Origin of the sequence: Actinoplanes sp. CA-142083, assembly GCF_050942195.1 — a bacterium.
Classification (GTDB): Bacteria; Actinomycetota; Actinomycetes; order Mycobacteriales; family Micromonosporaceae; genus Actinoplanes.
The window spans coordinates 3,874,706-3,889,882 of sequence record NZ_CP192076.1; the positions used below are offsets into that span (position 1 = coordinate 3,874,706).

At 71.3% G+C, this 15,177-nt stretch carries 14 protein-coding genes; 7 read left to right on the forward strand and 7 right to left on the reverse strand.

Annotation, left to right across the window (positions count from 1 at the left end):
* Positions 1-7: 7 nt before the first annotated feature.
* Positions 8-571: a TIGR03086 family metal-binding protein gene (locus ACQPZX_RS17700; RefSeq protein ID WP_433381776.1), complete on the reverse strand. Its 564-nt coding sequence runs from the start codon at positions 569-571 to the stop codon at positions 8-10.
* Positions 568-1,518 carry a sigma-70 family RNA polymerase sigma factor gene (locus ACQPZX_RS17705; protein ID WP_433381779.1) on the reverse strand — a complete coding sequence of 317 codons (951 nt, stop codon included), beginning with the start codon at positions 1,516-1,518 and terminating at the stop codon, positions 568-570. Before ACQPZX_RS17705 ends, ACQPZX_RS17700 begins: the two co-directional genes overlap by 4 nt.
* A 126-nt stretch (positions 1,519-1,644) precedes the next feature.
* On the opposite strand from ACQPZX_RS17705, the gene ACQPZX_RS17710 reads away from it, so the two are divergent.
* From ACQPZX_RS17710 to ACQPZX_RS17725, 4 genes are all read left to right on the forward strand, one after another.
* The gene (locus ACQPZX_RS17710) at positions 1,645-2,997 is read left to right on the forward strand and encodes an MFS transporter (RefSeq protein WP_433381782.1); all 1,353 of its coding nucleotides are present in this window, start codon (positions 1,645-1,647) and stop codon (positions 2,995-2,997) included.
* A gap of 10 nt (positions 2,998-3,007) precedes the next feature.
* On the forward strand, positions 3,008-4,060 hold the full coding sequence (locus tag ACQPZX_RS17715; RefSeq protein ID WP_433381785.1) for a serine hydrolase domain-containing protein: 1,053 nt from the start codon (positions 3,008-3,010) through the stop codon (positions 4,058-4,060).
* A gap of 76 nt (positions 4,061-4,136) precedes the next feature.
* On the forward strand, positions 4,137-5,525 hold the full coding sequence (locus tag ACQPZX_RS17720; RefSeq protein WP_433381787.1) for an LmeA family phospholipid-binding protein: 1,389 nt from the start codon (positions 4,137-4,139) through the stop codon (positions 5,523-5,525).
* 84 nt (positions 5,526-5,609) lie between these two features.
* Entirely contained in the window at positions 5,610-5,846 is a 237-nt protein-coding gene (locus ACQPZX_RS17725; protein ID WP_433381790.1) for a hypothetical protein, read from the forward strand.
* A 38-nt stretch (positions 5,847-5,884) separates the two neighbouring features.
* Here ACQPZX_RS17725 and ACQPZX_RS17730 read toward each other — a convergent pair whose 3' ends face one another.
* The 5 genes from ACQPZX_RS17730 to ACQPZX_RS17750 all read right to left on the reverse strand — a co-directional run bounded on the left by ACQPZX_RS17730 (position 5,885) and on the right by ACQPZX_RS17750 (position 12,976).
* A complete protein-coding gene (locus ACQPZX_RS17730; RefSeq protein WP_433381792.1) occupies positions 5,885-6,484 on the reverse strand; it encodes a hypothetical protein in 600 nt (199 codons plus the stop codon).
* A complete protein-coding gene (locus ACQPZX_RS17735; RefSeq protein WP_433381795.1) occupies positions 6,481-8,994 on the reverse strand; it encodes a hypothetical protein in 2,514 nt (837 codons plus the stop codon). Before ACQPZX_RS17735 ends, ACQPZX_RS17730 begins: the two co-directional genes overlap by 4 nt.
* Before the next feature lie 73 nt (positions 8,995-9,067).
* Positions 9,068-11,197, reverse strand: coding sequence for an iron ABC transporter permease (locus tag ACQPZX_RS17740; protein ID WP_433381798.1), 2,130 nt, complete (start codon positions 11,195-11,197; stop codon positions 9,068-9,070).
* Between the two features lies 1 nt (position 11,198).
* Positions 11,199-12,182 carry an ABC transporter substrate-binding protein gene (locus ACQPZX_RS17745; RefSeq protein ID WP_433381801.1) on the reverse strand — a complete coding sequence of 328 codons (984 nt, stop codon included), beginning with the start codon at positions 12,180-12,182 and terminating at the stop codon, positions 11,199-11,201.
* Positions 12,179-12,976 carry an ABC transporter ATP-binding protein gene (locus ACQPZX_RS17750; RefSeq protein ID WP_433381804.1) on the reverse strand — a complete coding sequence of 266 codons (798 nt, stop codon included), beginning with the start codon at positions 12,974-12,976 and terminating at the stop codon, positions 12,179-12,181. The genes ACQPZX_RS17745 and ACQPZX_RS17750 overlap by 4 nt, the downstream gene beginning before the upstream one ends.
* A gap of 110 nt (positions 12,977-13,086) precedes the next feature.
* On the opposite strand from ACQPZX_RS17750, the gene ACQPZX_RS17755 reads away from it, so the two are divergent.
* The 3 genes from ACQPZX_RS17755 to ACQPZX_RS17765 are packed head-to-tail and all read left to right on the forward strand — an operon-like array spanning position 13,087 to position 15,172.
* Positions 13,087-14,037: an NAD-dependent epimerase/dehydratase family protein gene (locus ACQPZX_RS17755; RefSeq protein WP_433381806.1), complete on the forward strand. Its 951-nt coding sequence runs from the start codon at positions 13,087-13,089 to the stop codon at positions 14,035-14,037.
* Positions 14,034-14,657, forward strand: coding sequence for a TetR/AcrR family transcriptional regulator (locus ACQPZX_RS17760; protein ID WP_433381809.1), 624 nt, complete (start codon positions 14,034-14,036; stop codon positions 14,655-14,657). Before ACQPZX_RS17755 ends, ACQPZX_RS17760 begins: the two co-directional genes overlap by 4 nt.
* Positions 14,658-14,698: 41 nt before the next feature.
* Entirely contained in the window at positions 14,699-15,172 is a 474-nt protein-coding gene (locus ACQPZX_RS17765) for a GNAT family N-acetyltransferase (RefSeq protein ID WP_433381811.1), read from the forward strand.
* Positions 15,173-15,177: the final 5 nt, after the last annotated feature.

Here is a 15,177-nt window from a genome sequence, read left to right on the forward strand (position 1 = left end):
TCTTTCGCTAACCGGGGGTGCGGCCCAGGAAGGAGAGCAGGCGGTCGCTCGGGGAGGCGTCGGCCGGGAACGGGAGCGGGCGGGCGAAGCGGCCGGGGCGGTCGGGGGCCCGGATCAGGATCACGGCCAGGTCGAGGAGCTCGTCGGCCAGGGCGGGCGGGATCGGGCGGTTCGTGCCGCAGGCGTGGGCCACGTCCCAGCCGTGCACGGCCAGCTCTATCGCGCCGGCGCCGGCAACCAGAGGGGCGCTCAGGTGCGCCTGCTCCACCCGTACGGTGAAAGCGCCGCAGGCCTGGGACCAGGCACCCAGCAGGAGGGTCGCGCGTTGCCGGACCACCGCAAGCACGTCGCCGGCATCTGCCGGCGGCGTCAGGGTGACCTCGGCCGTCGTGGCGGCCTCCTCGAGGGCGGCCATCGAGTCGATCACGTGCTCCAGCAGGTCGCGGAGGTCCCAGCGGGGGCACGGGGTGTGGCGGATCAGCATCGGCTCCGAGACCAGGGTGACGCATCCCAGGAAATAGGCGACCGACCGTTCGAGGACGGCCACCCCGGCTCGCAGCGCTGTGTTCATGGGACCGGGATCGACTCGGGGAGGCCGAAGGTCTTGAACAGGCGCACGTCGAAGAAGGCGGAGACGTGGCTGACGCCCTGCGCGGTCAGGGTGAGCACGGGCAGGTTGAAAGGGCGGTACGTGTCGCCGTCGCGCATGTAGAGGCCGAACGCGAACTGGCCGTTCGCCATGGTGGGGACCAGTTTCATGTCGCCGGGGCCCTCGGCGGGGCAGCGGGTGTCGATCAGCCTCGCGATGGTCTCGGGGCCCTCGTACCAGCCGGTGAACGGCGGCATCTCCCAGACGGCGTCCTTGGTGAAGATGTCGACCATCGCGGGGATGTCCTTGGCCTCGAAAGCGGCCACGAAACGGTCGAGCAACTCGCGCTGCTCGGCCTCGCTGGGCTCGGCCACCTCGTCGGCGGTGACGGTGACCTGCTGGAGCTGGGCGCGGGCGCGCTGCAGGGCGCTGTTGACCGACGCGGTGGTCAGGTCGAGCATCTCGGCGACCTCGGCGGCCGGCCACTGCAGGACGTCGCGCAGGATCAGGACGGCGCGCTGCTTCGCCGGCAGGTACTGCATCGCGGCGATCACCGCCAGGCGGATGCTCTCCCGCTGGGTGACGACGCCGGCCGGATCCATCATCGCGTCGGGCAGCGGCTCCAGCCAGGGGACCTCTTTCTGCTCGATCAGCGCCTCCGACGGGTCGGAGCTGGGCGCGCCCAGGCCGATGGGCAGGGGGCGGCGGCTGCGCGACTCGAGGGCGTTCAGGCACGCGTTCGTCGCGATCCGGTGCAGCCAGGTACGCATCGAGGAACGGCCCTCGAAGCGGTCGTACGAGCGCCACGCCCGCACGTACGTCTCCTGCACCAGGTCCTCCGCGTCGTAGACCGAGCCGAGCATCCGGTAGCAGTGGGCCAGCAGCTCCCGCCGGTAGGGATCCGCCTGCTGAACGAACTCGGTGTCCACCACTGCACCTCCTCGTGAAGTACCGACCGGGGTCCGCCGCGAAATTCATCGCTCGGCCGGCGATGAGTTTTCCCGCCGGGGTCGGTCTGTCCTGGCGATCGTAATTAATGAAGGAGGTCGGCGGCCGTGCCGAAGACGACGGATCGCAGGTGGATCGCACTGATGGTGCTGTGCGCCGGGATGTTGATGATCATCCTGGATGTCACGATCGTGAACGTGGCCCTGCCGGCCATCCAGGGTGACCTCGGGTTCTCGCAGTCCGGGCTGGCCTGGGTGATCAACGCCTATCTGATCCCGTTCGGCAGCCTGCTGCTGCTGTTCGGGCGGATCGGCGACCTGGTTTCGCGGCGGGGCGTCTTCCTCGGCGGCCTGCTGCTGTTCGTGATCGCCTCCGCGCTCTGCGGGCTGGCGAGCAGCCAGGAGATGCTGATCGCCGCCCGCTTCCTGCAGGGTGTCGGCGGCGCGGCGACCTCGGCCGTCATCCTCGGCATGATCGTGACGATGTTCCCCGGAGCCCGCGAGCAGGCGAAGGCGATCGGGGTCTACAGCTTCGTGGCGTCGGCCGGCGGCGCGGTCGGCCTGCTGCTCGGCGGCGTGCTGACGTCGGCCGTGAACTGGCACTGGATCTTCTTTGTGAACGTGCCGGTGGGGGTCTGCACCATCGCCGCAGCCCGGAGGTTGATCGCGGCCGATCGGGGGCCGGGGCTGCGGCGAGGTGCGGACGTTCTCGGGGCCATGCTGATCACCGGCGCTCTGATGGTGACCGTCTACACGGTCGTCTCGCCGGGCGGATCGCTGTGGCTGGCGCTGCTGGCACTCGTGCTGGGGGCCGGGTTCGTGGTGCGGGAGGCCACGGCCGCGCAGCCGCTGATGCCGCTGCGGATCTTCAAGTCGGCGGCGCTGGCGCAGGCCAACCTGGCGCAGCTGCTGAGCGCGGCCGGGATGTTCGGGATGTTCTTCGTCGGCGTCCTCTACTGCCAGCATGTGCTGGGCTATGACGCGATGGCGATCGGGTTCGCGTTCCTGCCGGTCACGGTCGTGATGGGCGGGCTGTCACTACGATACACCGACAAGTTGATCGTACGGTTCGGCGCGCGCAAACTCGTGCTCACGGGTCTCGCGCTTGTGGTCGTGGGGCTCCTGTACTTCGCCCGGGTGCCGGCCGATGGCTCGTACGTGATGGATGTCCTGCCTTCGATGTTGTTGCTCGGCATCGGGGGAGGCCTGGCGTTCCCGTCGCTCGCGGCGCTGGCCATGTCGTCGGCCACGCCGGACGACGCGGGCCTGGCGTCGGGGGTCTTCAGCACCACGGCCGAGGTCGGGTCGGCGCTGGGGCTCGCCGTTCTCGCCACGCTCACCTCTGGTGGATATCGGCTTCCGTTCGTCGTGGCCGCCGTCATGGTGGCCGCGGGGCTTGCGGTCTTCCTTCGTCCGGCGCGGACTCGGTCCGAGGCCGCGCGCGAACTCGTCACTGTTTAGGAGATTCGGGATGTTGCAGAAAGTTGTTCAGGACGCCATCGACGAGCAGGTGAAGTCGGGGCGGGAGGTGGCGGTGCAGGTGGCCGTCTACCGCGACGGTGAGCTGATCGTGGACGCGGTGGCGGGACCGGCCACGTCGTCGACGCTCTTCTACACCTGGTCGATGGGGAAGGCGATGACGGCGACTTTGGTGCATCGCCTGGTTCAGCAAGGCGTCCTTGATTACGCGAGGCCGATCGCAGAGGTATGGCCTGAGTTCGGCGCGCGGGACAAATCGGGCGTCACGCTGCGGCACGTTCTCCAGCACACAGCGGGCGTTCCCGGCATTGGAGCCACGACAACTATTTCCGAGATTTGTGATTGGGACCTGATCTGTGGGCGGATCGCCGACAGTGAGCTCTGGTGGGAGCCGGGCACGCAGGTCGGCTACCACGCATACACCTTCGGATACATCCTCGGCGAGGTCTGCCGCCGCGCCTCCGGCAAGCCCCTCGGCGAGCTGCTGCGCGAGGAGATCGGCACCCCGCTCGGCGTCGCCGACGACCTGTGGTTCGGCATGCCCGCCGCCGAGCAGCACCGCCTCGCGCCGCTGGTCGACCCGCCCCCGCCGCCCGGCATGTCCTTCGAGCTGCCGCCGGACTCGCCGATGGCCCGCGCCTCCTCGCCGGAGCTGTGGCCCACCGCGGCCCTGGGCAACTGCCCCGACGTGCTCGGCGCCGACATCCCGGCCGGCGGCAAGATGAACGCGCGGGCCATCGCCCGGCTGTACGCCTCGCTGATCGGCGAGGTCGACGGCGTACGCCTGCTGAGTCCCGAAACAATCGAAGCGATCCAGACCGACACTTTCTCCGGGACCGATCAGGTGTTCGGCAACCCGGCCCGCTTCGGCCTCGGCTTCGCGCTGGGCCGCCCCGGCGACGACTCCGCGCTGGCCTGGGGTGGCATGGGCGGCACCTTCGGCTACGGCGACCCGTCGACCGGGATCGCGTTCGCCTACTGCAAGAACCTGCAGACCATGGACTTCGAGGACGCGAACGAGATCGCCAACCTGGTCAATGCCTGACTGAACCGCAGAAGGTTACTTCTTCGTAAACAAAGGCATGCGCCATGTCCGCCGGTTCCGGAAGAGATGGATCGCCGTGACGGTCAGCGTCGTCGTGCTGGTGCTCGCCGCCGGCATGCTGTCGCTGGCCGTGCCGCTGCCGCTGGTCGACAGCTACCTCAGCAACCAGGTCATCGACCGGGTGAGCAGCCAGGTCGCCTGCCCCGGCGCGCTCGCGCAACCGCCGCGAGTCACCGTCGCCGGCGGGCCGCTCGTGCCGCAGGTGCTGCACGGGACCCTCGACGAGCTGCGCATCGCCGTGCCCGACGCCACCCTCAGCGGCGTCGCGCACGCCAATTTCGTGGCCACGATGCGAAAAGTTTCGCAGCCCGCCGACAACAGCACCCACGTGGCGAGCATGGAAGCCACCATCACGGCCGCTTTCAAGAACCTTCCGGCCGCGCCCGGCGCCACCATGCCGCAATTCCGCCGTGCCGAGGACGGCGGGCTCACCGTCGACGTGGTCATGCCGGCCGAGGCCGCCGAGAACGTCCGGGCGAAACTGTTCCTCAAAATGAGCCTGCGGGGCGAGACGGTCCGATCGACGCCGCAGAGCCTGCGTATTTTCGGCCAGACCATCCCGGCCGCCCAGGTGGGCGATCTGACCGGGGGAGTGCGCACCGAACGCCTGCCGCATCTACCGGACGGCGTGGCGTACAAGTCGATAGATCCTCGCCGAGACGGCCTGCACGTCGCTCTCGCCGGCGTTTCCACGACGCCGCTCGCGTCCTTGCCGACGCAGGTCGGCGGCCGTGCGGTCACCTATGCGGCAACGGGCGGCCTGCTCGGCATCAACACGTCAGCGATCGGCGTGCCGCTCACGATTTTCACCACGCCCGTCCTTTCCGGAGCGACGCTCACCCTGACCCCAAGCAAAGTCCACATCCTGGGCGGGGATCACGCGACAAACGATCCGATCGCCAAATTGGTGCTGTCCCAGATCAATTCCAAAGACCTTTCCCGTACGCTGCCCGCACTACCCGCCGGAGTCACCTACCGCTCCGTATCAGTGGATTCCGGGGGTATCCGGCTGACGATCGGCGGCGTGACGGTCAAGCCGTTCTCCGCACTTTCCCAGCCGCCCGGCGACCATCCGACCGTCTTCGGCGCCGAGGACGGTTTCCTGACCGCCACCCAGAAGGGCGGCTCGGGCGACGCGACGCCGATCTCGCTGCACGGCCGCCCGCAGATCCGCGGCGCCACGCTCGACATCTCGCCGAAGGAGATCGAGATGTTCGGAGTGCGCTTCCCGGCCGCGAACGTGCTGGCCGAGGTGACGCCGCAGCAGACGACGTTCCCGCTGCAGAAGCTGCCGGCGAACCTGGCATACGACCGGGTCGAGGTGCTGCCCGACGCGTTGCGGATCCACCTGACCGGCAAGGACGTGACGCTGGCGAAGGGAAGCCTGACCGGCGGCGGTTGCTGAGTCGTCCATCTACAGTAGTCAGACGATCGCATGCTGTGACAGCATCGGCCTTGTTCGGCATTCCCGCCCGATGAGGAGGACGCAGTGGCCGTTTCCGTGAACCTCGACGCGGTGCTCGACCCGGAATTCCAGACGATCGACATCCTGGACCTCGTCGGCGCGCCGGTGTCGGCGTTCGCCGGGGTGTCGGAGGCCGAGGCCGAGGGGCTGAAGGCGGCGTTCGGCATCGAGACCATCGGCGACCTCGCCGACAATCCGCTGGTGCGGGCGGCGCTCGCCATCCGCGAGATGGCGCGGATCGCCGAGCCGCCACCGGCCTGAGCGCGCTACGAGGCCGTGCTCTCGCCGGCCTGAGCGCGTTACGGGCTCGTGCTCTCGCCGGCCAGGCGGATCGGCTTGGCGAAGGCGAAGGTGCGCGGCAGGTCGAGAATGACCTGCCGGCTGGTCACCGGCTGGCCGGCGATGGTCAGGGCGCCGGCGACCACGCAGTCGCCGGCGCTGATCCCGGCGACACAGCCGTCCCGGATCTCGACGAGGACTCCGCGCATGGTGATGTCCAGCTCGAGCCGCACGACGACCGTTGCTATCCGGCGACTGTGCAGATACAGCTCGACGCGCGGCTCGTAGTCGATCGACACCTCGTGGTTGAGCAGCTCGATCAGCCGTACCGTGTCCGGATCGCCCGCGGTCTCCTCGGCCGCCCGGACCAGCGCCGCGTATTTCGACCAGGCGCGGTCGAAGACCGCGACGACGTCCATCTCCAGGATCTCGCCGGCCACGCTGCCCACGTGGTCGACGACGGCGTCCTTGGCGAGGTCGGCCATCCGGCCCAGCCCGTCGCGGATCTCGCCGGCCGAGTCGGCGTTGCGCAGGGCGTCGGTCAGCGCGCCGGCCGTCGCGTCGGAATTGTCGAAGAACACCGCGCGGATCGGCACCGCCGGTGCGGTAGCAACGGTCATGAGAACTCCTCCGGGACGTGCGGAGCGAGGCGGGGGCGGCGGATCTCGACCCGGATGTCCTGGGCGGGTGGGGCGTCCGGGTGGTCCACCAGCACGGACATCCGCTCGGGCTCGAGCACCGGGACGACATGCACCGAGTCCGGCACCCGGCGATCATCGTCGTCCGACCCGTCGGCGGTGCGGTGACCGGCGGTGTCAGCGGCGGCGGGGCGGCGACCGGCAGTGCCGACGGCGACGGCAGCTGTGCCGACGGCGGCGGGGACAGCGGCGGCGGGGACAGCGGCGGCGGGGACAGCGGCGGCGGGGACAGCGGAAGCGGCGCTGGCGGCGGAGCGGCGGCGGACGCGGTCGAGGATCGGCTTGCGGATGGCGCGGACGGCGAGCAGCCCGACCAGCAGCGCGCCGCCGAGCGCGACCCGCCACAGGATGCCCCGCACGGGGTTCTTCTTGTCCTCGGGCAGCACGCGGAACGACGAGAGTCCGTCGGCGGTGCCTGCGGTCCCGCCGAGGCTGGTGTAGGCGATCGTCCAGTAGAGCCGGTTCGGTCCCGGGGACGTGGCCGGCGGCACCTCGACGTCGGCGACCCAGCCTTCCGGCGACTTGTGGCAGGTGGAGAGTGCGTTCTCGGCGAATCCGGCGCGGCACCCGGTGATGGCCACGCCGGCGTCGATGGGGTGGTGCGACACGGCCACTTGCTTGCCGGCCCCGGCGGCGGCCGGCTGGGCGACGACCTCGAACGCCGGTGGTTCGGCGGCGGCGCCCCGCACCAGGTAGGCGATCGTGCCGTTGTCGGAGTCCCGGCGGCGCCCGGCGCCGGCGAAGCTGACCCGCCAATCCAGGGGCAGCGGCTCGCCGCCGGCCGCACCGGCCGGGACGGTGACCGTGGCCGACCAGCGGCCGCCGGCTTGATGACAGGCCCGGTCACCGCCGCCCGCGAACGCGGCGGCGCAGCCGAGGATCCGCACGTCCGGGTCGAGTGGGGAGAGCACGACCGTCACGCGGGCGCCGGGCAGGGCGGACTCCGGCGTCGTCTCGGCCACGAAGTCCGGCGGCGGCCCGGGGGCGGCGGCCACCTGCTCGGTGCCGGTGCCGGTGCCGCTGCCGCTGCCGCTGCCGGTGCCGGTGCCGCTGCCGGTGCCGCTGCCGGTGCCGCTGCCGGTGGCAGTGCTAGTGCTTCCGGCCCGGCCCGCATCCGGAGTCGTTCCGGTGGCCGGCTTCCCCGTCGGCGGCTTCCCCGTGGCGGGCTTTTCCGTGGCCGGCTTGCTGGGCGCCGGCCGCGGCAGCACGGTATACGGGATCACGTCGTCGTCCGCCCCCGGCCGCCCGCCGGCGCCGGTGGACGCGACCGCCCAGCGCAGCAGCGTCGCGCCCGGCGGCGCGTTCTCGGGCACCTTGGTGCGGACGAACCACCGCCGCGGCGATCGCTGGCACGTGTCGCCGCGCGCGTGCGGGAAGAACACGATGCAGTCCGCGATCGTCATGCCCGGGACCAGCGAGGTGAACGCCAGCGTGACCGTCTCGCCGGGCCGGGCCGCCGGCGGCTGGACCGTCGCCGCGAAGTCCGGCGCCTCGACCACGACGGTGACCGTGACCGAGCCGGTCCGCCGATCGGCCTGCTCGCCGCGACGGGGGCTCTCGTAGGACAGATCCCAAGCCAGGTCGACCCGGCCCTCGTCGGCATCGCCCGGGATCGGCACCACCGCCAGGCCGGAGGCGCAGCCCAGATGACGGCGGTGGTAGGTCACGCCGCACGTGGTGATCTTCACCCCGGTGGTCAGGCTTTCGAACTTCACCATCACCGGCGTGCCCGGCTGCACGCGGGGCGATCCGGCGACGCTCACCTGGAACTCCGGCGCGGGCCAGGGAACGACATTGATCACGGTCTGCCCGGTCGCCGTGTCGTCCGTTCCGGGCCCGCCGGTGTAATCGACGAACCATCGCACGGCCGACGTGACGTCCGGGGCGGGTACCCACGCCGTCCAGGTCCGGTCGCACTTGAAGGATTCCACCCGGCAGCCCTTGATGGTCACGCCGTCCGACCGGCTGGTGAATCTCAGGCCGACGAGTTGCCCGGGAGTAGACGCCGGCGGTTCCACAACGACATCGAACTCCGCCTTGACGACGTCGAAGGTGAATTCGCCCTTATCGGATGACAGCTTGGATATCCGGCTGATTTGGACCACCGGATCGATGTGGTAGTCGACACTCCACTGCACCCGGTGCGGGCCGGCGGGCAGGTCCTTCGGCATTTTCATGGTCGCCCGGACGGCGGCCAAGTGCTCACAGTCGACAGGCTTCCCCGAGTCGTCCAGGGAGAAGCTGCAGGTCTCGACGACGAGCTTCGAACTCCTCAGGTGCTCGAACGTGACGCCAAGCTCCAGGCCGGGCAAGCCGGAGTACTGATCCGGGGTGGCGGTGACCAAGGGGGCGTGTGCCATCGCCGGAGGCGCCCCGACCGCCGCCGCGATCAGCGCCAGCGCCACCACGAATCGGTTCAGCGTGGGAGACATTGGACCTACCGTCCAACGCCGTCGGCGCCGCGGCAGCCAAATCACGGACACCCGGTGCGAACGATGTCGCGGGTCAGGCGGCGCGGCTGCGCCAGAGCAACCAAACGAAGTAGGGAGCCCCGATCAGCGCCGTGACGAGCCCGGCGGCCAGCTGGGTCGGCGCGAGGACCGTGCGCCCGAGCGTATCCGCGACGCTGACCAGCACCGCCCCCAGCGCCACCGCGACCGGCACCGACCGGGCGTGCCTGGCGCCGACCAGGGCCCGCGCCGCGTGCGGGGCGACCAGCCCGACGAAGGCCAGCGCCCCGACCGCGCACGCCGCCGCCGCGGTCAGCACCGCCGCCACAGCGAGAAAGCCGAGGCGGGCGCGGCTCAGCGGCACCCCCAGCACCCGGGGCACGTCCTCGTCGAGGGAGATCAGGTCGAGGGTGCGACTGCCGGCCAGCACCAGCGGCAGGAAGGCCACCAGGGCCAGCGCGACCGGTACGACCTGCCCGGTCGTGCGGCCGTAGGTGGAGCCGGCCAGCCAGGTGAGCGCGGTCCCGGTGTTCCACGGCGAGACCACCACGACGACCAGCGTGGTGGTGGCGGTGGCGGCGGCGCTGATGCCGACACCGACCAGCACGATCCGGTCGGAGGCCGGCCCCCGACCGGCGGCCAGCCAGTAGACCAGGGCGAAGGTGCCCAGCGCCGCGGCGGTCGCGGCCGCCATGACCGGCCAGACGCCCAGGCCGGGCAGGAGCAGCACCACCGTGATCGCGCCCACCGAGGCGCCGGGCGTGACGCCCAGCAGGCTCGGCTCGGCGAGCGGGTTGCGGCAGACGGCCTGGACGACCGCGCCGGCCAGGGCCAGGGCGGCGCCGCCGAGCAGGGCGGCCAGGACGCGCGGCCAGCGCTGGTCGAGGACGAAGCCGACGTTGCGGCCGGCCGCGCCGCGCAGCCAGTTGGCGACGTCGCCCAGCAGGACCATGCGGTCGCCCAGCAGCAGCGCGGCGATGAAGGCGGCCACCAGCGCGACCACGAGGATGACGCCGACCGTGACCACCCAGGCCCGGGAGTGGACCGAGCCGTGGGCGCCGCGGGCGGGAGCCGCGGCGGGGCCGCCGTCGCGGAGGCGGCGGGCCAGCCAGACCAGGACGGTGGCGCCGGCCAGGGAGGTGACCACGCCGGTGGGCACCGAGATGGCGACGTCGGCCGGGAGCGCGGCGCGCAGGAGCACGTCGGCCAGGACGACGATGAGAGCGCCGGCCAGGCCGGCGAAGGGAAGCAGCAGGAGGTGGGCGCCGAGGCCGGGTACGCGGCGGGCGATGAGCCGGGCGATGACGGGGGCGCACAGGCCGACGAAGCCGATCGGGCCGGCGACCGTGACGGCGGTGGCGGCGAGCAGGACGGCTACCACGACCGAGAGGACGCGGGTGCGCCGCACGTCGACGCCGAGGACGCGGGCCGGGTCGTCGCCGAGGGCCAGCACGTCCAGGCGGTGCGCGAGCAGGAGTACGGCGACGATGCCCAGGCCGACCAGGGGAGCGGCCCGGACGACCTGCTCCGATCCGGACTGGACGGTGGTGCCGGAGCCCCACGCGAACAGGCCGATCGTGTTCTGCGCGTACAGCATGAGCAGGACCGTGGTGAGCGCGTTGAGGGCGAGCGCCACGGCCGAGCCGGCCAGGATCAGGCGGGTCGGTCCGGCGGCGCCGCCGCGGGCGACGAGCAGCACGAGGCCGGCGGCCAGGAGGCCGCCGATGAAGGCGGTCAGGCCGTTGAGGAAGAACGGCAGCGAGACGCCGAAAGCCGCGACCGCCACCACCGACACGTACGCGCCGGCGTTGACCGCGAGCGTGTCGGGGGAGGCCAGCGAGTTGCGGGCCACGGATTGCAGCACGCCGCCGGAGACGCCGACCGCGAGGCCGACGAGTAAGGCGGCCGCCAGCCGGGGCAGCCGGCTGGCGACCAGGACGGCGACCGCCTGGGCGCGTTCGCCGTCGTCGTGGGCCCAGGGCCAGAGGGCGCGCAGCAGCTCGCCCGTCTGCAGGTGAGCCGTGCCCTGGGTGAGGTGCACCACGGACAACAGGAGGAGGAGCACGACCGCGCCCGCGAAGAGCGCGATGATCCCGTACGTGTGCGGACGCCCTCGTGCCGGCGGCGCGACAATCACGTCAGGCTGGACCGATGCCGGAGGCGAGGCGGCGGTCGTGCTCGTCATCTCAGGAGACCGCGGTGACGAGGGCGTCGATGAACTTCGACGCGGAGAGCGGCCCGCCGAACATCCAGATGCCGTCGGGGATGCGCTTGACCTTCTGGCCCTGCACGAACGGCAGCTGCTTCCAGACCGCGTTGTTCTTCAGGGAGTCGGTGAAGTCACCGCCGTCGGACTTGTTCGCGACGTAGACGTACGTGGTGTTCGCGTCCTTGATCTTGGTGAGACCCTCGACGTCGGTCTGCGCGAGGCCGTAGTCCTTGTCGCCGCCCGTCGTCCACTGGCTCTGCAGGCCGAGCGAAGCGCCGATGGCGCCGAAGAACGAGCCCGGCGTGTACATGCGCAGCGAGACGGTGCCGGAGTCGACCCAGCCGTCGGTCATGACGAACGGCGCGCCTGTCTTGCCGGCTTTGGTGAGCGCGTCCTTGGCCGAGGCGACCTTGGCGTCGTAGTCGGCGAGCAGTTTGGCGCCCTGCGCCTCGGTGCCGGTGGCCTTCGCGAGCGTGGTCACGGTCCGGCGCATGTAGCCGATCGGGTCGCTGCCGTCGGAGCCGCGCAGCGTGAGCACCGGCACCTTCTTGGCGAGCTGGGCGATCACCGTCTCCTGCAGGTCGGTGGTGGTGACGACCAGGTCGGGGTCGAGCGCGACGATCGAGTCGAGGCTGGGCTCGCCGCGCTGGCCGACGTCGGGGGTGCTCGCGTCGATCGGGGCGGAGGTGTCCCAGACGTTGTAGCCCTTGACGTCCGCCTGGCCGGCCGGCTTCACGCCGAGGGCCACCAGGTTCTCGGTGAGGCCCCACTCGAGCGAGACCACGTTCCGGGCGGGTGCGTCGAGGTGCACGGCGCCGCGCTCGTCGGTGAGGTCGACCGGGCCCGAGGGCGCCGACGACGCGGGGGCCGCGGCGTCGACCGGGTCCTCGGTGGTGCCGCAGGCGGCGACGAGCAAGGCGGTGAGCGCGGCCGCCGTGGTGGCGAAGGCGCGGATCTTCACAGGGGGACCTTTCTGTTGTGCCGGCCGAGCGGCTTCGTGCGGACGTGCCCGTCCTCGTCGACGTCGACGTCGATGCGCAGGCCGTAGATCTCGGTGAGCAGGGAAGCGGTGAGCACCTCGGCGGGCTTGCCGGTGGCCCGGACCTCGCCGTGGTGCAGGAGAACGAGCTCGTCGGCGACCGCGGCGGCCTGGTCGAGGTCGTGCAGGACCACGCCGACCGCGACGCCGTGCTCGTCGGCGAGGTCGCGCACGATGTCGAGGGTCTCGATCTGGTAGCGCAGGTCGAGGAACGTGGTGGGCTCGTCGAGCAGCACGACGCCGGTGTCCTGGGCGAGGCACGTGGCGAGCCAGACCCGCTGGAGCTCGCCGCCGGAGAGCTCGTCGACGGCGCGGTCGGCCATGCCGTCGACGCCGGTCTGCCGCATCGCGCGGTCGACGACCGCCGGGCCGTCGGGGTCGCCGGCGCCGAAGCGGCCGCGGTAGGGGTGCCGTCCGTAGGCGACGACGTCCCGGACGCGTACGCCGCCGGGGGTTGGCCTTGATTGGGTCAGCAGGGTGACCCGGCGCGCGAAGTCCTTGGGGCGCAACGCGAGCGCGTCCTCGCCGTCGAGCGTGACCGTGCCGGCCTTGGCGTGGTGCAGGCGGGCCAGCGAGCGCAGCAGCGTCGACTTGCCGGAGCCGTTGGGGCCGATCAGCGCCACGACGGCGCCGGCGCGCAGCTCGATGCCGGCGCCGTGCACGACGGTCCGGCCGTCATAGCCGAGCGTCAGCCCGGCGCCGGTGAGGGTGGTCATGAGGTGAGGCTAACCTAACGAAATTTTCTTCTCTTAGGAGGGGGTTGCGGAGATGCGGTCTCCGTTTATGCTTAAGCGGAGACCGCATCTCCGATTAAGCGAGGAAGATCATGAAGGTTCTGGTCACGGGCGGCACCGGATACGTCGCCGGCTGGGTGATCGAGGAATTGCTGCGGCGCGGGTACGAGGTGCGCGCGACGGTTCGCAGCCTCGGCAAAGCCAAGGACAACCGGCTCTCGTACGCGGTTGCCGACCTCACCGCCGACGACGGCTGGGACGAGGCGGTCGCGGGCGTCGACTACGTCATGCACGTGGCGTCCCCGCTCAGCGCCGACAGTCTCGTCCCGGCCCGCGACGGCACGCTCCGGGTCCTGCGCGCCGCCACGAAGGCCGGCGTCAAGCGCGTGGTCATGACGTCCGCGGCGAACGCGGCGAGCCCGTCCTCGTACGCGGAGGAGGGCGTGACCGACGAGACCCTCTGGACCGACCCGGCTGACCCCACGCTGATTCCCTACCGGCGGGCGAAGACCGTCGCCGAGCGCGCCGCCTGGGACTTCATGGCCGCCTGCGAGGCGCCGACCGAGCTCACCACGATCCTGCCCGGCGCCGTCCTCGGACCGATTCTGAGCACCGCCAACCTCGGCTCGGTGCGGATCGTGGAGCGCCTGCTCACCGGCAAGATGCCCGGCACGCCCCGGATCGGCCTCGAGATCGTCGACGTGCGCGACCTCGCCGACCTTCACCTCCGGGCCATGGTCGCGCCCGAGGCGGCGGGGGAGCGGTTCCTCGGGACCGGCGAGTTCATGTGGATGTCCGAGATGGCCGAGGCGCTGGGCGTGCGACGGCGGCAACTGCCCGATTTCCTCGTACGGGCGATGGCACTTTTTGATCCGCAGTTGCGGTCGATAACGCCGTCGCTGGGCCGTCGCAACCACCACAGCACCGAGAAGGCGAAGCGGGTCCTCGGCTGGCAGCCCCGGCCCGCCGCCGACACTGTCGCCGATTGCGCCCGCAGCCTGATCGACTGGAAGGTGGTGCCCGATACGATGGCCAGGTCATGAGCGTGCGCAGGGATTCCGCCCGGAACAGGGAACGTCTGATCGAGGCGGCGCGGGAGGTCTTCGCCGAGCGCGGCTTCGGGGCGACCCTCGACGACATCGCCCGGCACGCCGGCCTCGGCACCGGCACGGCCTATCGGCATTTCCCCAACAAACAGGCCCTCGCGGCCGAGGTCCTGGCGGGCGCCACCGAGCAGATCGCGGTCGACGCCCGGGAGTGCCTGGCGATCGAGGACCCGTGGGTCGCGCTGGTGACGTTCTTCGAGCGCAACGCCGAGCGGCAGGCCCGCGACCGGGGGCTCTACGAGGCGTTGACCGGCCGCGGCGACGACGAGACGCAGGCGCGCATCTGGCCCTCGATCATCACCACGGTGACGGCGCTCTTCACCCGGGCGCAGCAGGCCGGCGCGGTGCGCTCGGACGCGGCGCCGCAGGACATCGCCGCGATCTTCGCCTTCCTCGGCCCCGCGTTCGAGATGAGCCGGCAGGTCACGCCCGATCTGTGGCGCCGCTATCTGGCGCTGATGCTGGACGGCCTGCGCGCGACCGAGCGTCCTTCGTTGCCCGTCCCGCCGCCCCCGGTAGAGGCCCTCTCCGCCATCATGAAAGCAGGCAAGCATTGATAGGCCACGCTTTATCGTACGATGTCGGGCTTGTCGCTTCGGTGGCGAATCTCGTGAACGAGGTCTACGCGGACGCCGAGAAGGGCATGTGGCGCGACGGCACCGACCGCGTCACGACCGCCGAGATCACCGCGATGATCGCCGCCGGCCGGCTCGTGGTGGCGCGCGAACCCGACGGCACGCTGGTCGGCGCCATGCAGCTGCAGCGCCTGCCCACCGGCGAGGGCGAATTGGGCATGCTGGTGGCTCACCCTGAGCGGCGCGGCGCCGGCTTGGGCCGAGACCTTATCGCGTACGGCGAAAGCTGGGCCCGCGAGCAGGGACTCACCACGATGCAGCTGGAGTTGCTGTACCCCAATTCGTGGACGCACCCGGTCAAGAAGTTCCTCTACGACTGGTATACGCGGCTCGGCTACCAGGTGATCGGCACCGGCGATCTGGCCGACGACTACCCCGACCTGGTGTCGCGGCTGGCCACGCCGTGTGACTTCCTCATCTTCCACAAGGCCCTTTGAACCGG